The sequence below is a fragment of the Shewanella japonica genome, from assembly GCF_002075795.1.
Lineage (GTDB): Bacteria > Pseudomonadota > Gammaproteobacteria > Enterobacterales > Shewanellaceae > Shewanella > Shewanella japonica.
The window spans coordinates 2182334-2199401 of the sequence record NZ_CP020472.1; the positions used below are offsets into that span (position 1 = coordinate 2182334).

14 protein-coding genes and 2 tRNA genes are annotated in these 17068 nt (G+C 40.3%); 11 read left to right on the forward strand and 5 right to left on the reverse strand.

Annotated elements, in window-relative coordinates; genetic code table 11:
- Positions 1-76: 76 nt before the first annotated feature.
- Positions 77-853, reverse strand: coding sequence for a hydroxyacylglutathione hydrolase (gene gloB / locus SJ2017_RS09290; protein WP_080915566.1), 777 nt, complete (start codon positions 851-853; stop codon positions 77-79).
- Positions 854-1169: 316 nt separating this feature from the next.
- Between gloB and SJ2017_RS09295 the strand changes: the two genes are divergently transcribed.
- Positions 1170-1895, forward strand: coding sequence for a class I SAM-dependent methyltransferase (locus SJ2017_RS09295; RefSeq protein ID WP_055024487.1), 726 nt, complete (start codon positions 1170-1172; stop codon positions 1893-1895).
- A gap of 5 nt (positions 1896-1900) precedes the next feature.
- On the opposite strand, the gene rnhA is transcribed toward SJ2017_RS09295, so the two are convergent.
- Positions 1901-2374 carry a ribonuclease HI gene (gene rnhA, locus SJ2017_RS09300; protein WP_080915567.1) on the reverse strand — a complete coding sequence of 158 codons (474 nt, stop codon included), beginning with the start codon at positions 2372-2374 and terminating at the stop codon, positions 1901-1903.
- Positions 2375-2442: 68 nt separating this feature from the next.
- Between rnhA and dnaQ the strand changes: the two genes are divergently transcribed.
- From dnaQ to SJ2017_RS09325, 5 genes are all read left to right on the forward strand, one after another.
- Complete coding sequence (dnaQ, locus tag SJ2017_RS09305; protein WP_055024489.1) at positions 2443-3177, forward strand: DNA polymerase III subunit epsilon; 735 nt, start codon at positions 2443-2445, stop codon at positions 3175-3177.
- A gap of 3 nt (positions 3178-3180) precedes the next feature.
- Positions 3181-4476: a TIGR03503 family protein gene (locus tag SJ2017_RS09310; protein ID WP_080915568.1), complete on the forward strand. Its 1296-nt coding sequence runs from the start codon at positions 3181-3183 to the stop codon at positions 4474-4476.
- A 462-nt stretch (positions 4477-4938) separates the two neighbouring features.
- Positions 4939-5015: transfer RNA gene (locus tag SJ2017_RS09315), tRNA-Asp, on the forward strand.
- A 50-nt stretch (positions 5016-5065) separates the two neighbouring features.
- Positions 5066-5142: transfer RNA gene (locus tag SJ2017_RS09320), tRNA-Asp, on the forward strand.
- A 236-nt stretch (positions 5143-5378) separates the two neighbouring features.
- Entirely contained in the window at positions 5379-7385 is a 2007-nt protein-coding gene (locus SJ2017_RS09325) for a cation:proton antiporter (protein ID WP_080915569.1), read from the forward strand.
- A gap of 89 nt (positions 7386-7474) precedes the next feature.
- Here SJ2017_RS09325 and bcp read toward each other — a convergent pair whose 3' ends face one another.
- Both bcp and SJ2017_RS09335 read right to left on the reverse strand, forming a co-directional pair.
- Positions 7475-7945 carry a thioredoxin-dependent thiol peroxidase gene (gene bcp, locus SJ2017_RS09330; RefSeq protein ID WP_055025875.1) on the reverse strand — a complete coding sequence of 157 codons (471 nt, stop codon included), beginning with the start codon at positions 7943-7945 and terminating at the stop codon, positions 7475-7477.
- Positions 7946-7967: 22 nt separating this feature from the next.
- Positions 7968-8495, reverse strand: a complete 528-nt coding sequence (locus SJ2017_RS09335; protein WP_055025876.1) for a glycine cleavage system transcriptional repressor — start codon at positions 8493-8495, stop codon at positions 7968-7970.
- Positions 8496-8849: 354 nt separating this feature from the next.
- Between SJ2017_RS09335 and dapA the strand changes: the two genes are divergently transcribed.
- The 5 genes from dapA (at position 8850) to SJ2017_RS09360 (ending at position 15801) form a co-directional block, all read left to right on the forward strand.
- Positions 8850-9737, forward strand: a complete 888-nt coding sequence (gene dapA / locus SJ2017_RS09340; protein WP_080915570.1) for a 4-hydroxy-tetrahydrodipicolinate synthase — start codon at positions 8850-8852, stop codon at positions 9735-9737.
- Positions 9738-10838, forward strand: coding sequence for an outer membrane protein assembly factor BamC (bamC, locus tag SJ2017_RS09345; protein ID WP_055025878.1), 1101 nt, complete (start codon positions 9738-9740; stop codon positions 10836-10838). It abuts the gene before it with no gap.
- A 322-nt stretch (positions 10839-11160) separates the two neighbouring features.
- Complete coding sequence (locus SJ2017_RS09350; protein ID WP_080915571.1) at positions 11161-12243, forward strand: efflux RND transporter periplasmic adaptor subunit; 1083 nt, start codon at positions 11161-11163, stop codon at positions 12241-12243.
- The gene (locus SJ2017_RS09355; RefSeq protein ID WP_055025880.1) at positions 12240-15332 is read left to right on the forward strand and encodes an efflux RND transporter permease subunit; all 3093 of its coding nucleotides are present in this window, start codon (positions 12240-12242) and stop codon (positions 15330-15332) included. The genes SJ2017_RS09350 and SJ2017_RS09355 overlap by 4 nt, the downstream gene beginning before the upstream one ends.
- A gap of 133 nt (positions 15333-15465) precedes the next feature.
- Positions 15466-15801: a hypothetical protein gene (locus SJ2017_RS09360; protein ID WP_080915572.1), complete on the forward strand. Its 336-nt coding sequence runs from the start codon at positions 15466-15468 to the stop codon at positions 15799-15801.
- A 55-nt stretch (positions 15802-15856) separates the two neighbouring features.
- Here SJ2017_RS09360 and SJ2017_RS09365 read toward each other — a convergent pair whose 3' ends face one another.
- On the reverse strand, positions 15857-16837 hold the full coding sequence (locus SJ2017_RS09365; RefSeq protein WP_080915573.1) for a DUF1254 domain-containing protein: 981 nt from the start codon (positions 16835-16837) through the stop codon (positions 15857-15859).
- Positions 16838-17068: the final 231 nt, after the last annotated feature.

Here is a 17068-nt window from a genome sequence, read left to right on the forward strand (position 1 = left end):
AATTGAAGCGGCATTGTAGAGCAAAATGCGCTAATTGTCTTTGTTAAGTTAACCTGCGTGGGATATCAACCCTAAACTAAAAGTGATTCTTCCATTCTCTGAGAAGAGTAAATGTTTGTAGTTCAGTCAAATTTTGTTGATTAAACTGCTTTGAAATAGATTGTTTAATTTCTGAACTACTACTTCGTAAAAATGGATTAATTGCTAATTCTGTTGCAATGGTAGACGGGATTGTTGAAATTTTGTGCTGTCTTGCTGCTGCAACTTTTTGCTCGTATTGCAGTAAAGCTGTGTTATTAGGCTCTACCGCGACCGCAAAAGTGATGTTAGCTTGGGTGTATTCATGTGCACAGTACACTTTTGTGTTGCCATTTAGTTTGGTCAATTTTGCCAATGATGCTGCCATTTGCTCAGGCGTTCCTTCAAATAATCGACCACAGCCGCCACTAAATAAGGTATCTCCGCAAAATAGAGCATCATCAATGCAATAGGCGATATGGCCGAGTGTATGTCCTGGTACCATAAGTACCTGCACTGACGAATTGATAAAAGGTAACGTTAGGGCTTGTTCGCATTCAATAGGATGAGTTAATCCTGCGATGTTTTCTTTTTGAGGACCATATACGCTCAGTTGTTGGTTGTATGCTTGCTGTAAACCTGCGATACCGCCAGTATGATCTGCATGGTGATGTGTGATTAGAATACCGACTAATTCAAGGTCTGTGTCATTGATATGGTCTAACACACTTTGACTACATCCAGGATCGACAACGTAAGCTTTATTGGTTCCTTGCTGATGAATTAACCAGATATAGTTATCATTAAATGCGGGAGTAGCGTTAACAGAAAGCATGATTTAACCTTAGTAAAATATGTCGATACAGAGTAACGGATTATTGGAAGCTCGCCAAATGTTGATCAACAGTATGATGAGCCTTGTTGGATTAATACATTCTCTCAATAAACAGTGCACTCTATATTTTGACTTTGATTAAAGACTGTCATTTAACAAGAAGTAAAGGCGACGTTATTGCCACTAGAATAAAGAATGTCATTAATTTTACTTATTGATCTCAAAACAATAAATATTTTGTTATCCCTTGACGACTTTGGGTTATAAATCGTTATACTCAATTATCGATATGTATTTTATAAGGGGCTGGGCGTTTATGTCGATTCATCACAAACCGCAACAGTGGCATCAATTACCCTGTGGTGATGAAATACAATTGGCTGTAGAACAGCGCTTAGCAAGTTGGTGGCCAAGAATATTCGGCTACCATTTATTAAAATTAGGTCCTTTAAGTCATCAAATCTCCAGCTTAAATTGTAATATCTCTCGCCATTTTTCTATTCATGAGGAAGAAGGTGCTTCGATTATTGCTGATCCACATCACTTACCTTTACAAAGTGGCTCAATGGATGCGGTTTTAATGAGTTTCTTAATTGAGTTTGAACAAGATCCTTATCGACTACTACGTGAAGTCGATAGGGTAATGATTTGTGGTGGTTATATTTTCATTTGTGGCCTAAACCCGGTAAGCACGGCGTTTGCGGGTAAATTGTTACCTAAGTACCAAACTCAAATTCCTTGGTCTGGGCAATTTTTTATGCCTGCTCGAGTCAAAGATTGGTTAGGATTGCTCGGTTATCAAATACTTCAAGATGAACGGTTTATTTATCACCCTTTAATAGGCGATATCAATCAAGGTAGTTGGTGGCAAAACCGCTTAGAGCGATGGCTACCAGGAATCGGCAGTGTCTATTTAATCGTTGCACGTAAAATGGACTCGCCATTAACACCTATACGAGAAAAGAAAAAAGCTCGAGCGCCGCAATGGGCCCAAGCATCAACAGCGGGGCGAACGGGTCATTCTAAACAGACTAACCAATAATATGGCTAGTCTGCATTATAATTGACATCTTCTTGCTCAGGCTTCGCTTCAGCAGCCCATCGAGCTAAATCATCACAACGTTCGTTTTCTGCATGGCCAGCATGACCTTTAACCCAACGCCAATCCATTTGATGGATTTGGCTGACCTTATCTAAACGTTTCCATAAATCGACATTTTTTACTGGGGTCTTCGTTGAGGTAATCCAACCCTTTTTTTTCCAACCGTGGATCCATTGCGTGATACCCTGTCGCATATATTGGCTATCACTGGTTAATATGACTTGGCAGGGCTCATACAAGGCTTCTAATGCGATGATTGGCGCGAGCAGCTCCATTCTATTATTGGTGGTAAGCTTAAATCCGTCAGACATTTCTTTGGTTTGGCGCTTATATTTCATTACAATACCGTATCCGCCAGGACCTGGGTTTCCTAAACATGAGCCGTCAGTATAGATTTTGATAAGTTTTAGTTCTGACATTGAATTGTTACCATACGTTTGACCTTATTTTTGGCAATTATACCTAAACATTTATTAATGAGTTACCTATGAATATTATTTCTAGCGCGAGCCGTCAGGTTATTTTAGATACCGAAACAACAGGTATGAACCAAGCTGGTGGCCCTGTATATATTGGACATCGCATTATTGAAATTGGTTGTGTAGAAGTCATAGATAGAAAACTCACGGGCCGTACTTATCACCAATACATCAACCCAGGTCAAGCAATTGACCCTGAAGCAATTGAAGTTCATGGCATCACTGACGAAAGGGTTGCCAAAGAGCCGCGTTTTCATCAAATTGCTCAAGAGTTTATCGACTTTATTGATGGAGCTGAAATTGTTGCACACAACGCTCCCTTCGATATCAGCTTTATGGATCATGAATTTGCTAACTTGCAGCCTAACGGACCGAAAACTGCCGACATCTGTGGCATTCTCGATTCATTAACCGTTGCTAAGCATTTGCATCCTGGTCAAAAGAACAACTTGGATGCCTTATGTAAGCGCTATGGCATTGATAACTCAAGAAGAACCTATCACGGTGCATTACTCGATGCTGAAATCCTCGCAGATGTTTATTTAATCATGACGGGTGGACAAATTAAGTTTAATTTGTCCAATGAAAAAGCTGGTCAAGAGGCGGGTGGGATTCAGCTTATCGATCAAAATGAGTTTAATCTTAAAGTGATCTCTGCAACGGCCGATGAACTAGTATCACATGATCAACGTCTTGATTTAGTTCAAAAGTCAGGAAAGTGCCTCTGGAGAGGTGAAGCGTAGCCGATGACCGCATTAAAGCCGTATTGTTTATTGTTCATTTTGCTGATTGGGAATTTGATTCCTCAATCGGCTTTTGCTGTTCCATACACTCAAGCGAGTGAACTCAAAAACCGTTTTCGAATTGATCATATGGTTGATGAGTTAACCTTGTTAGTACAGCGAGAATACGGCACTGCGCCTGTAATTGTCATTTTACCTGACGGCTCAAAATGGTATTCAGACCGTCACCCTGAATCAGTTAAGTGGGTTGATGGCTTAACTGGCGATATGATTAAAATCACCAAGCCTATGCCTGGCCCTTGGCAATTGTTGGGTAGTCTTGCTGAAGGCTCAAGTATTCAGAAAGTTTCAGAACTGGAAATCGAAGTTGAACCCATTCCGCAGCCTTTATATCAAGGTGAACGCCTAAAAGTCACTGCACGATTATTAGGTGACGGGTTAACCGTTAGATTACCTGGCTTAGATTTTATGGTGGAGTGGACCACAAAATTTGCAAGCCATCATAAAAACACCGATGCCAACTTTACAACGGGCACAATCATTGTCGGTTCCTATAAAGACAATGGCGAAGGATTAGATGAAGCACCTGATGATGGTGTGTTCACTGGTAAAAAGAATTTAAATCAGCCTTGGGGTAATTATACTTTAACAGTAGAAGCTCGTAATAATATCTTTCAGCGAGAAGTCAGTTATCCGTTCTATTTGTCTGAAAAGCCAATTGAAGTCGAAATTATTGAGCCAGAAGATAAGCTCAATGGTATTTGGCAGATTCAAGCGGTGGTAAATGAAGAAGCATTAAAACTGGAACAAACGCATTTTCACTTTGATATTGTTGGTCCCGCAGGGCTTAAATTACCGCTAAGCTTTAATGAAGTGACGAGTACTGAAACATTGATTTCGATCCCTCAAGTGACTGACTTTGGTAGTTACCGAATTAAAGGCACTGCGGTATCTACAACAGTCGAAGGACGAGAAATAGTGCTCGATTTACCCGAGCAGTTTTTTAATCTCATCGAACCGCCAGCACCGCCACCTTCAGCTGAAGAGCTCGCTAGACGAGCAGCGATACAAGCTGCAAATGAAGAAGCTGCAGCTAAGGAAGAAGCTATCTTCTGGATCCTTGTCGTTAATGGCTCTTTATTAGTCATTGGTATTCTAGGCTTAATCATTTGGCGGAAAAAACAAGCGCTTAATAAAGCATTAGCTGCGACTAAGCTGCGACTAGAGCAAGAGGGAGGCGAGAAGGAAGATGTCCCGTCTCTTGATGATCTTGATTTAACAATGCCAGATGAAAAGTAGTGTTATTTTGATGGTTGGATTTAAATCCTCTTTATAAGCAGGATGACTTGAGTCGTAAACGACTTTACAGATAGCCGCTGCAAAGCGGCTAGCTAATTCAGCAATAACCACTTTAACACCGAGTCTGTATTGATGTTTTGTCCACAGGCTTTTTTACCCTTTGTATTTTCGTGCGTTATGTTTCTACTATACTCTTAAAACTAAAACTAAAACTAAAACTAAAACTAAAACTAAAACTGATTTTTTAGCTAATTTAACAGTAAGTTTTTTAGTTCATTAGGCCTGCTTGTCGTTATAATCCTGTCCCGCTTGAAATATTAACGCTATTTGATTTGCTAGTTTTATCATCAATAAGTGTATCTTTTAGCCTTTGCTGCGCATTTTTTAACTAAACAGACAAAAAGTTCAAAAAAATGGTTGACGGTTTTTCACGACAACTTTATTATTCTTCGCAACTTAAGTGGAGCGGTAGTTCAGTTGGTTAGAATACCGGCCTGTCACGCCGGGGGTCGCGGGTTCGAGTCCCGTCCGCTCCGCCAGTTAAGTTACTTAAATTTTGTTTATCTGTTTATACAGGTGACACAGTTTAGGAGCGGTAGTTCAGTTGGTTAGAATACCGGCCTGTCACGCCGGGGGTCGCGGGTTCGAGTCCCGTCCGCTCCGCCAAACAGATTAGCCCTTGTCATATGACAAGGGCTTTTTTGTGTCTTTAATTTAACCTACTGAATATACAATATTTATTGCCACTTTTAATACTAGCTCTTCAATGTTAATCAAATTCGATAAAATGCTATCAAACTGTCAATTACTGCTTGCTCTATAATCACATTTAGTATTTTATTAAAGGTATTAGCGTCAACATTTGATGGCATAAGTATTTAGTGTCTTTATAAGGAAATAACATGGTAGAACACATCACAGGCATGCTTGCGTTAATTGGCGTCTTGTCTCTATTGTGTCAATGGTTAGGTTGGAAGTTTCGTTTACCCGCTATTTTACCGCTACTTCTTTGTGGGTTATTACTTGGCCCAGGTCTAGATATATTAAATCCAGATGCCATTTTTGGTGATTTACTTTTCCCTATCATTTCGTTAGGTGTGGCGGTCATTTTATTTGAAGGCGCACTGACGCTCAATTTTAAAGAAATAAAAGATCACGGCAGAATGGTGACCAATTTAGTGACTTTTGGCGCTTTTATTACATGGGCTTGTATTGCACCAGCAGCACATTGGTTATTAGGTTTTGAGTGGCCTATGGCTATGTTGTTTGGCGCATTAGTTGTTGTTACGGGCCCAACAGTGATTGTTCCCATGCTGCGCACCGTGCGTCCTAAATCAAACCTTGCCAGCATATTACGCTGGGAAGGTATCGTTATTGATCCTATAGGGGCTATTCTCGCTGTTCTGGTTTATGAGTATATTGCAGTCGCCGCTGCAGCAGATCCTACGACGCATGTTTTGTCAGCTTTAGGAATGACACTTTTACTTGGTTTTGGCATGGGCGCCATTGCAGGCTACCTCATCGGTATTGCGCTAAGAACCAATGTATTTCCCCATTATCTAAAAAATACCGCAGTATTAACCCTCATGCTGGGTATGTTTGTTGGATCGAACTTGCTTCAAGAAGAATCGGGGTTATTGACGGTGACGGTCATGGGGATATGGCTTGCCAATATGCGTGGCGTCGACATTGCCGATATTTTAGAGTTTAAAGAAACGCTTACTGTACTGTTGATTTCGGCACTGTTTATTTTACTCGCCGCGCGATTAAATTCGACAGCGATGTTGGATCTAGGATGGGGAGGCGTCGGTGTATTACTGGTTGTTTTATTTATTGCCCGCCCGCTGAGTATTTGGATTTCAGGAATTGGGACAAGTTTATCTCGGGCTGATAAATGGTTTTTAAGTTGGGTAGCTCCAAGAGGTATTGTGGCTGCAGCCATATCATCACTCTTTGCCATTAAATTGGAAGCCATTGGCGTTAACGGAGCAAGTTCAATCGTACCGTTAGTGTTCTTGATCATTATAGGCACTGTGGTTATTCAAAGTCTTACTGCGAGCCCTTGGGCTAAGTTTTTGGGGGTTAAGGCTGACTCATCTCAGGGATTGCTATTATTTGGCGCGTCTAAGTTCTCTCGAGAACTAGCAAAAGTTCTGACTGATAAAAATGTTAAAGTGGTATTGGCTGATAATAACTGGGACAACATTCGCCAAGCAAGAATGGCAAATATTCCGGTGTACTTTGGTAACCCTGCATCAGAACATGCTGAAAACTTCATGGATTTAAGTGGTATCGGCAGAGTACTAATTTTATCGCCTTATCGACAATTAAACCCATTAGTAAGCTTTCATTTTCAGGATTTATTTGGCGTTAAAAAAGTATACGGCCTAAATAACGCCGAAGGTGGTAGCGCAAGACACCAATTGTCAGAATCATATTTAAAACGATTATGTTTATTTGGTGAGTCTGTATCATATGCCCGCATTGCGAGCTATATGTCAAAAGGCGCAGTAATTAAAGTGACCAACATTACCGAAAACTTCACCTTGACTCATTTTAGGGAGCGTTACGGTGAAACCGCAATGCCACTGATATATTTAACCAAAGAGCAAAAAGTTAAAATTGTCACAGGTGAAGACACTGACTTACCCGTTGGAATTGAGTTAATTAGCCTGTTACCACAAGAAGCGCAAGAGCAAGCGATTATTCAACGTAATTTAGCTGAAGCAGAAGAACAAGCCAATAAAGCTGCTCAAAAGACCCTTGACTCACAAGAGCAAACAGCAGTGCTAAACAATGAAGAAGCACCAACTGAGCAAACGTTAACTGCAGTTGATTCAGAAGGTGATGCAGAAGCTGACACTACAGTGAATAATGCAATTAATGAAAAGGACGAAACAAAGCAATAGTTTTGTAGATTAAACGTCATTATTACCAACAAAAAAAGCTTCGTCGAAACGAAGCTTTTTTATTGAGGTTTTCACTCGATATCTTAGTGTTATTGCTCAGCTAATACCGAAAGGACCACTTCATGGTGATTTTTAGTTTTGAACTTATCGAATACATGGGCAACTTTGCCATCTTGGCCAATCAAAAAGCTTAAACGATGGATACCGTCGTAAATTTTACCCATAAATTTCTTTTCACCCCATACGCCAAATGCATCGGCAACAGCGTGGTCTTCATCGCTAAGTAATGAGAAGTTTAATTCTTGCTTATCATTAAATTTAAGCAGTTTGGCCACGGGATCTGGACTTAAACCGAAAACCGTAACATTGTGATTAGCTAACTCAGCTTTACTGTCACGTAAGCCTTGTGCCTGTACTGTGCAACCTGGTGTTGATGCTTTTGGGTAAAAATAAACTAATACTGGCCCATTTTTTAATGCATCACTTAACGATACGGTTTCATCAAACTGATTTTGTAAGCTAAATTGCGGTGCTGAATCACCAACGGTTAGGGTATTCATTAATAGTCCTTATTTTGATTACTTATTTTTCACTTGCTTGCATGTGATTGATTGAACAATCTAACGAAAGTTCTGCTGCGAGTTCATGGATACTGTTTTCAAGCTTAACCAGATCAACTTTTTCAGGCACATTGATGGTGAATAAAATTGTCTGAGTGAGATTATCGTCATCAGCGTGAGAACGAACTGCGGCTAAATCCAGTGAGCGGTCGGCAAGAAACTCGGTAATACGCTTCATGGTACCGCGCTGATCTTGCCCATTTACACTAACTTCAATTCGTGAAATGAAATTCTTAGGGGTGTGCTTAGAGGTACGCTTCATTACCATCAATAATTCAAGCTCAACACTTAAACCAGGTAATAGAGTTTCTATCTTAGTGATGGCAGCCCACGAGCCAGAAATCATCATGATTAAGGTGAATTCGTTTCCGAATAAAGCCATGCGGCTATCAACGATGTCACATTCACATTCACTGGCTAAACGTGATAGACGACTGACTAAACCTGGGCGATCAGCACCCATAGCAGTAACGACCAGATAGTTGGTCATGGATTTTCCTCACTTTTTCGATATCATAGAGCGTAAACTAGCGAGCTAACGCAAAGTTTTTTGCGGGTTGTAATGCTACCATAACTAAAAGAAAACCACATAAGTATGTGTGTATTTGCCTTTAATCTGTTTGAATTATGACTAGTTTAGTGAATATATTTTAATAACTGTTGATTTATAAGGAAATAAAGTTTATTTCTTCTGTAAACAACGTTGATATTTACGCAAATTATTCGCCTATTTTTGGCGAATAGTGAAACGTTTTAGATAAATGCATTTAAGAGCCCCGTTAATGCTTGTCATTAGTAGTAGGCATAAGTAACATAGCGAATCCTGAAACCTTGGGGAATTTAGATGATAAACGGAAGCATCGTTGCCTTAATCACACCAATGAATAGTGATGGCACAGTAGATTACGCGAGTCTTGAAAGGCTGGTAGAGTTTCATATTGACCAAGGCACAGATGCGATTGTCGCCGTTGGGACAACAGGTGAGTCTGCGACTTTACCGATGAAAGAACATGCACAAGTTGTAGCGCAAACGGTTAAGTTTGCTGCAGGACGCATTCCTGTTATTGGCGGAAATGGCGCCAATGCCACTGCCGAAGCTATTGAGCTGACTCAATCTATAGCCGATTCAGGCATCGTAGGCATGTTAGGCGTGACCCCATATTACAATAAGCCAACGCCAAAAGGGCTTATTGCACATTATAAAGCCGTTGCAGCTTGCACAGATATTCCTCAGATTTTATATAATGTACCTGGCAGAACTTCTGTTGATATGTTACCTGAAACCGTCGCTGAATTAGTCTCAGTACCTAATATTATCGGTGTTAAAGAAGCCACTGGCGATTTAACCCGTGTCGCTAAATTGCGTGAATTATGTGGTAATGATTTTAAGCTTTACAGTGGCGATGATGCTACGGCTAGAGATTTCTTATTACTTGGTGGTGATGGGGTCATTTCCGTTGCCAACAATATCGTTCCAAAATCCTTTAAGGCTATGTGCGAAGCTGCTCTGGCTGGCGATTTAGCGTTATCAGAAAGTATAAACCAGCCAATGAAAGGTTTATATGAACACTTGTTCTGTGAAGCAAACCCAATTCCTGTGAAATGGGCCGCTCATCAAATGGGTTTAATTAGCCATGGACATATTCGTTTACCTTTAACTGAACTTTCTGAGCAGTTTCATGGTCTGTTGTTAGAAGCGATGAAGCAAGCCCAGATAGAGGTAAACCAATAAATGTTGAAGCAAGTCACCCCAATTCTCGTTATAGCAGCACTATCTGCATGTAGCACTCCGACAGATCGACGTATTGCAAATGGCAATGATGACTTTGTTAATGCCAAAGCTGCGCCGTTATTAATCATACCTGAAGGGCTTAAAACACCAACTTATGGTAAAGAGTATGATATTCCTGAGCCAGGTAGTGAAGTTAATAAAGAACTGGTTGGTAAGCGTTTAGATATTCGTCCTCCATTACTTGTATTGCCGATGTCTGAAGGCACACGTGTGGAAGAGGGCAGCGATAATATTAAAGTTATCGTTGAATCTATCGCAACAACTAAAGACTTAAAACAAGAAGTGTTTGAAAACTTAAAAGGCTTCTTAAATAAGTACGAAGTGCCAATTGAAAAAGAAGATTACGAAGAAGGCGTTATAGAAACAGGCTGGATTGAAAACCGTGAGGTGATTGATTCAAGTTGGTTTGGTGAAGATAAAGTTTACTTATTACGCCAACGCTACCGTTACGATGTAGATGTTAGTCCTCATGGCCGTTCAGGTAGTATGAGCATTGATCTTATCGAACATGAAGAATCTTACGACGGTGAAGACCAAGAAGTATTCTTAAGTGGTGAAGATAAACGTCGCTACACAATAGATATGCTGAATAACTCTATTGCTTACATGAGTATTACTCGTGATAAGCAAATTAAAGCTGACCGTATCGAGCAGAGTCTAGGTATTACTTTAGATTTAGTGGCAGAAACTGAAGATAAAGGTGCTTATTGGATTGCTGAAGCGGATTACAGTAAAACTTGGGACCGTCTACGAATAGTTTTACCAGAGCTTGGTTTTGATATAGTCGATATGAATAATGCTGAAGGCTTATTTTATATCGTGCTTGAAGAAAGCGGAGGATTCTGGAGCTCATTATGGGGTGATGAAAAGTTACCTTTAGAGCGCGGTAATTACCGTGTTGAGCTAGAGCCTACAGAAGATAAACAGCAAACGAAGATTTTTGCTAAAAATGCCGTAGGTGATCCATTATCAAATGAAGTCATCACTGAAGTATACCGAGTACTTAGCGATGCCATGGAAGCTGACCGTAAGGTGAGATAATCACCCATTATTGTTTGTTTTGCTTCACTGACATACATACTTACAAAGAGACACATTTATGTGTCTCTTTTTTTTTATGCTAGAAATGCCAATTGAGTTGGCGAAAACGCTAGGTTTACATGACAGGTTAGGATAATCCACCAAAAGTGAACTTAGATTCAGGTTATTTCGTACTGAAGTTAAATGTTAATTAAATGTGTAATTTGTAAGTAAAGGTAAAACGCCTTGATACCGAGTTACCGCTAGGTAAACTAACGTTTGCCACAAAACTGATACTCGCTAACATCAAACCTCTTTCGATAGAGGGATGAACGGAATAACGATGAAAAAAACAATTATATTACTCGTAGCATTAGCTCTGGCTTGGTTTGGTTATCAATCAACCTTGGCTCCTGAAAAATCTAATCAACGTGTCAAACCTATCCCTAATGTCGTTGTGGCTAAAGTTGCCATGCTTCCTGTCCGTGACGAAGTTGAAGCGATTGGAACAAACAAAGCGTTTGAGTCGATAACCATTACCCCGAAAGTCACTGAGCAGGTCGCGAGCATTAATTTTAATGATGGTGATATTGTTTCTAAAGGTGATTTATTAGTACAACTAAGAAATCGTGAGCAAGTTGCAAAAGTAAGAGCTGCTGAAGTCAAAGTTACTGATAACCTTCGTGAACTTGACCGTATTAGAAGCCTAGTAACCAGTAAAACGGTTGCTGAGCTTGAAAGAGACAGACTTCAAACATTAATTGACACCACCAGAGCGGAACTTGAACAAGCTAAAGCGGCACTAGAAGACAGAGCCATTCATGCCCCATTTTCTGGGCGCCTTGGTTTAAAGCAAGTGAGCGTAGGTAGTTTAGTTTCTCCCGGCACACAAATAACCACGTTAGATGATGTCAGTAAAATTAAACTCGACTTTTCTGTACCAGAGCGATTTATTCAAGAATTACAGTTAGGCAAGAGTGTTGAAGCAAAAGCGATTGCGTTTCCTGATCGTATTTTTAAGGGCGAAGTCACATCGATAGATAGCCGAGTTAATCCATCAACCCGCGCTGTTATTGTTCGTGCGATTATAGATAACGCAGATTCTGCTTTGTTACCGGGTATGTTGATGAAGGTGAAACTAATCAAGCAAAACCGTGAAACCTTGCTATTACCTGAGTCAGCCATTATTCCCATTCAGTCAAAGCACTATGTATACATAGTGAATGATGAAAATATTGTTGAAAGTAAACAAGTTTCTTTAGGTATTAGAAATCGTGGCTGGGTAGAAATCATTGATGGACTTGTGATTGATGAGCCTGTGATTATTCGCGGCCTATTAAAGGTGAGACCTGGCGATGAGGTAAAAACAGAAGCAGCTGAAGCATTTAACTTTGCTAAGGTCGCCGGAGCGGAGAACGCCGCATGATATTAACTGATATTTCAGTAAAAAGACCGGTATTAGCCTCTGTAATTAGTATTTTGATTATCATTTTGGGTTTAGTGTCTTTTGAAAAGCTACCCTTACGAGAATATCCCAATATTGACCCGCCAGTTGTGTCTATTGATACCCGTTATCGTGGTGCGAGTGCCACGGTAGTTGAGAGTCGTATTACCCAACTTATTGAAGATAGGATTAGTGGGGTTGAAGGGATTAAGCATGTTAGCTCAACAAGCCGTGACGGTCGCTCTTCAGTGACGTTAGAGTTCGATGTTGGGCGAGATATTGAAGCTGCAGCTAACGATGTACGAGATCGAATCTCTGGATTGTTAGACAATTTACCTGAAGAAGCCGATCCGCCAGAGGTTGAAAAAGCTAACGGTGGTGATGAAGTGATCATGTGGCTAAACCTTGTCTCTGATCAAATGACAACGTTGCAGCTCACCGATTACGCACGTCGATATTTAGTTGATCGCTTTTCTGTCGTAGACGGTGTCGCCAATATTCGTTTAGGTGGCGGTAAAGTGTATGCCATGCGAATTTGGATTGATCGCCAAGCATTGGCATCTCGAAACTTGACGGTAGCGGATGTTGAATCAGCGCTTCGCTCAGAAAACGTTGAATTGCCTGCTGGTTCTATTGAATCAAAAGAGCGTCACTTTACAGTGCGAGTTGATAGAAGTTTTAGAACCGAACAGGACTTTGCCAATTTAGTGATTACCCAAGGTGACGATGGTTACTTAGTTAAGCTGGGTGATGTCGCCAAGGTTGCGATCGGCTCTGAAGAAGAGCGTATTATGTTCCGTGGTAACACTGAATCAATGATTGGACTCGGTGTATCTAAACAGTCAACATCTAACACGTTAGAAGTGGCGCGTGCGGCTAATGCACTAGTGGATGTGATTAATCCAACTCTACCTGCTGGAATGGAAATTAAACGCTCATACGATAGCTCAGTGTTTATCGAAGCTTCAATTAAAGAGGTTTATCAGACACTCTTTATTGCTATGATCTTAGTCATTATCGTGATCTATCTGTTCTTGGGTAGCGTGCGGGCTATGTTAATCCCAGCGCTAACCGTGCCTGTATCGCTCATGGGAACATTTATTGTTCTTTACAGTCTTGGCTACACAATTAATCTGTTAACGCTGTTAGCGATGATCCTTGCGATTGGTATGGTGGTTGATGATGCCATCGTGATGCTTGAAAACATTCACCGCCGTATTGAACTTGGCGACTCACCGTTGAAGGCGGCTTACCTTGGTGGTCGAGAAGTTGCGTTTGCTGTTGTCGCTACAACACTTGTTTTGATTGCTGTATTTATGCCAATAAGCTTTTTGGACGGTGATTTAGGCAAACTATTTAAAGAGTTTGCTGTGACGATGAGCGCAGCGGTCATATTTTCGAGTTTAGTGGCATTAACCTTAAGCCCAATGATGTGCTCTAAATTATTAAAGCCTGCTGGTGAGAGCTCATGGTTAGTTAAAAAAGTTGATGCCTTAATGGATTATCTGTCATCAATTTATCAGTCAAACCTTAACTCCGCGATTAAGCAGCCGTATTTAATTGGTCTGATTGTGGTCGTTGCCTTTGCTGTCAGTGGTTATTTGCTTAATAAAATTCCACAAGAATTTGCACCAAGTGAAGATAGGGGCTCAATGTTCCTAGTCGTTAACGGCCCTCAAGGTGCAAGCTTTGAGTATATTGAAAAGTACATGGATGAAATTGAAGGTAGGTTGATGCCTTTAGTTGAGTCTGGTGATATTAAGCGTCTGTTAATTCGTGCACCAAGGGGCTTTGGAACCGCGGCTGACTTTTCTAATGGCATGGCGATTATTGTTTTAGAAGATTGGTCTGTTAGGCGACCTGCGAATGAAATTATTGTCGATATCCGTAGTCGAATTTCTGATTTAGCTGGGGTGAGAGCATTCCCGATCATGAGACAAGCGTTTGGGCGTGGTGTCGGTAAACCTGTGCAATTTGTATTAGGTGGCCCAAGTTACGAAGAGCTTGCGCTTTGGCGAGATATGTTATTAGAAAAAGCCTCTGAAAATCAGATGCTCGTTGGACTTGACCATGATTATAAAGAAACCAAACCGCAGTTAAGAGTGGCGATAGATAAAGATCGTGCTGCAGATTTAGGCGTGTCTATTTCACATATTGGTCGTACTTTAGAGTCAATGCTAGGGTCACGTTTGGTGACAACCTTTATGCGTGACGGTGAAGAGTATGATGTCATTATTGAAGGTAATCGCGACAATCAAAATACAGCCTCTGATCTTGAAAATATCTATGTTCGCTCGGATAGAACCAGTGAGTTAGTGCCGTTATCTAACCTAGTTAAGGTCGAAGAATATGCTGATGCAAGTTCGTTAAATCGATATAACCGAATGCGAGCAATCACCATTGAAGCGAATTTAGCGGATGGTTACAGCTTAGGCGAAGCGTTAGATTACTTAAACGATATTGCCCATACTTATCTTCCAGCTGAAGCTGTCATCAGCTACAAAGGACAATCGTTAGATTATCAAAGTTCTGGTAATTCTATGTACTTTGTATTTGTTTTAGCACTCGGTATTGTGTTCCTTGTATTAGCGGCGCAATTTGAAAGCTATGTGCATCCAATGGTGATTATGTTAACTGTGCCATTAGCTACCTTAGGGGCGTTAATCGGTTTATGGTTTACAGGTCAAAGCATCAATATCTACAGTCAGATTGGTATTATTATGCTGGTGGGACTGGCAGCTAAAAATGGTATTTTGATTGTTGAGTTTGCTAACCAATTGCGAGATAAAGGGATTGCTTTTGATGAAGCGATAGTTCAAGCCTCGGCCCAGCGTCTAAGACCTATTTTAATGACGGGTATTACCACAGCTGCAGGCGCAATTCCTTTGGTGTTATCAAGTGGTGCAGGAGCTGAAACTCGTTTTGTGATTGGTGTTGTTGTGCTTTCAGGCATTTTATTAGCCACTTTCTTCACCTTATTGGTGATACCTGTTGCTTATAGTATTTTTGCTCGAAACAGTAGCTCACCTGAAGCTATCGCTAAACTGTTAGATGAAGAATTAAAAAATTAATTAGCCATTTAGCTGTCGGTTTATTCGGTAAAAGCCAGTTATTTAAAACTGGCTTTTTTTTTGCTAATTCATAAAGCTAAAAGGAAAGTTACTCGATGATTGTCGGAAAGGTTGGTAACGGAGAAGTGATGATATGAAAAAAACAGATAAGAAAATAGAAAAACAAATTATTCAAACACTGACAGAAGTTTGCGATAGGTTACTTGAGCAATATCCAGGTTTTGAATGGCTAACTCATACGGTTAACTTCAATGCATTTCCGACATCATTAAAAGTCGTCTGTATTTTTGAAAATGATGCTCAACTGACGGATTTATTGTTAAACAAGGAAGATGTTTATATCCAGAATTTGATTATCCATCAATTACATCAGCAGGGCATTAAGCTGCAAACCAAACAAATTGTGTTTGATAGCGAAACACGTTGTGAGGCGCAGCATAATGGCAATTGGGCAAAGCGATTGAAGTAATTTTCTTTGCTTAATTCAGTTCGTAATAATTAATCTTTTGATTAGGTAATTAACATTAATCTGCCTTTCTAATAAATTGAGTCATGTTGTAGCCATACTCACCATTGCTCACCATGTCACTTGGGCCATAATGGCGCATCAAGACATTGAATTTACCAGTGGTATTTCCTTCTAATACTGGAATATTATTTGGCTGGCCTTTACAACCAAAACGCAAGGTGTAAGTTCCATCTTTATTTTGCTTTGGGTTCATTTCACTTGATATATTGGCTACGTCATTAAACATATATCCGTCACCGTTATAAACAGTCGCTGACCAAAAGTATTTTGCTTCTGGATTGACGAATGTAGTTTCATAACATCCATTAGCGTCAAAATAGGGGCTGGTTTGATAAATGTTATCCATGACCATTGCGCCGCCCCAGCCACCTGCAACTCCAACATAGTTCATGTATGGAGTTTGACCGCTTTCAACATTACTAAAAGCACCAGCTTGGTAATAACCATCACTGAAATCAGCATTCCCTTCTTTTTCAGTTTTTTGGAAAGATGGTTTATCCCAGTTTTTTGTTTTGAATGGCTTTGGTTTCGGCGCCTCTACCACAATATTGTCACGTAATTCACTATCAAGAGTACGGACTATGACGAATGCATGATCTGTCTTAGCGGTTATTAAGTGTCTGCCAGGCCCATATATCATTCGTTGTGTTTCATGGTTTTCATCGACGATTTGTATGGTGACATATTTATCCGTTTTCGGGATGGTGATATAAACCTTCCTGCTAGATAAATCGAAAACAGAAGTTGAATAAGCCGTATCTCTGTTCATTCTGACAACGAATTGCTGTGTCGGATCACTACTTGGAACTGGCATCTTTAAGAACGTGTTTAAGCCACCCGCTTTTTCAATTATCGCAGCAAACCTAAGGTTGGTGTAAGCCTGAGGGAAGTTATCTTGATTGACGATGATAGGGTCAGCGCTCACGCTAGTTGAGGTCAATAGCGCAATAGCAGCAAGTTTGGATACAATTTTCATAGTTCTTCCTTGAGAGTAAGTGATCTGTTTATAATCTAAGCTAACTCATTGGCGCAGTTATAACAAATGACAATTAAGCTAGTGCTAATTGGCTGACGACAAGGGAAATTTGTTTATTTGTAATAGAGTTAATTTAACAGGTGCTGTGAAAGTGCTGCGTCTTTGGGCAGGAAGCTTAATGTTAAGACCATATTTTATCAGGGCTAAAAATAATGAATACGACGATTGAAT

Excerpts from the sequence above, each read along its gene's own strand:
- SJ2017_RS09310 (WP_080915568.1), top strand. The coding sequence starts at position 3,181 with ATGACCGCATTAAAGCCGTATTGTTTATTGTTCATTTTGCTGATTGGG.
- SJ2017_RS09360 (WP_080915572.1), top strand. The coding sequence starts at position 15,466 with ATGAAAAAAACAGATAAGAAAATAGAAAAACAAATTATTCAAACACTG.
- SJ2017_RS09325 (WP_080915569.1), top strand. The coding sequence starts at position 5,379 with ATGGTAGAACACATCACAGGCATGCTTGCGTTAATTGGCGTCTTGTCT.
- SJ2017_RS09335 (WP_055025876.1), bottom strand. The coding sequence starts at position 8,495 with ATGACCAACTATCTGGTCGTTACTGCTATGGGTGCTGATCGCCCAGGT.
- bamC (WP_055025878.1), top strand. The coding sequence starts at position 9,738 with ATGTTGAAGCAAGTCACCCCAATTCTCGTTATAGCAGCACTATCTGCA.
- dnaQ (WP_055024489.1), top strand. The coding sequence starts at position 2,443 with ATGAATATTATTTCTAGCGCGAGCCGTCAGGTTATTTTAGATACCGAA.
- SJ2017_RS09295 (WP_055024487.1), top strand. The coding sequence starts at position 1,170 with ATGTCGATTCATCACAAACCGCAACAGTGGCATCAATTACCCTGTGGT.
- SJ2017_RS09355 (WP_055025880.1), top strand. The coding sequence starts at position 12,240 with ATGATATTAACTGATATTTCAGTAAAAAGACCGGTATTAGCCTCTGTA.
- bcp (WP_055025875.1), bottom strand. The coding sequence starts at position 7,945 with ATGAATACCCTAACCGTTGGTGATTCAGCACCGCAATTTAGCTTACAA.
- rnhA (WP_080915567.1), bottom strand. The coding sequence starts at position 2,374 with ATGTCAGAACTAAAACTTATCAAAATCTATACTGACGGCTCATGTTTA.
- dapA (WP_080915570.1), top strand. The coding sequence starts at position 8,850 with ATGATAAACGGAAGCATCGTTGCCTTAATCACACCAATGAATAGTGAT.
- SJ2017_RS09350 (WP_080915571.1), top strand. The coding sequence starts at position 11,161 with ATGAAAAAAACAATTATATTACTCGTAGCATTAGCTCTGGCTTGGTTT.
- SJ2017_RS09365 (WP_080915573.1), bottom strand. The coding sequence starts at position 16,837 with ATGAAAATTGTATCCAAACTTGCTGCTATTGCGCTATTGACCTCAACT.
- gloB (WP_080915566.1), bottom strand. The coding sequence starts at position 853 with ATGCTTTCTGTTAACGCTACTCCCGCATTTAATGATAACTATATCTGG.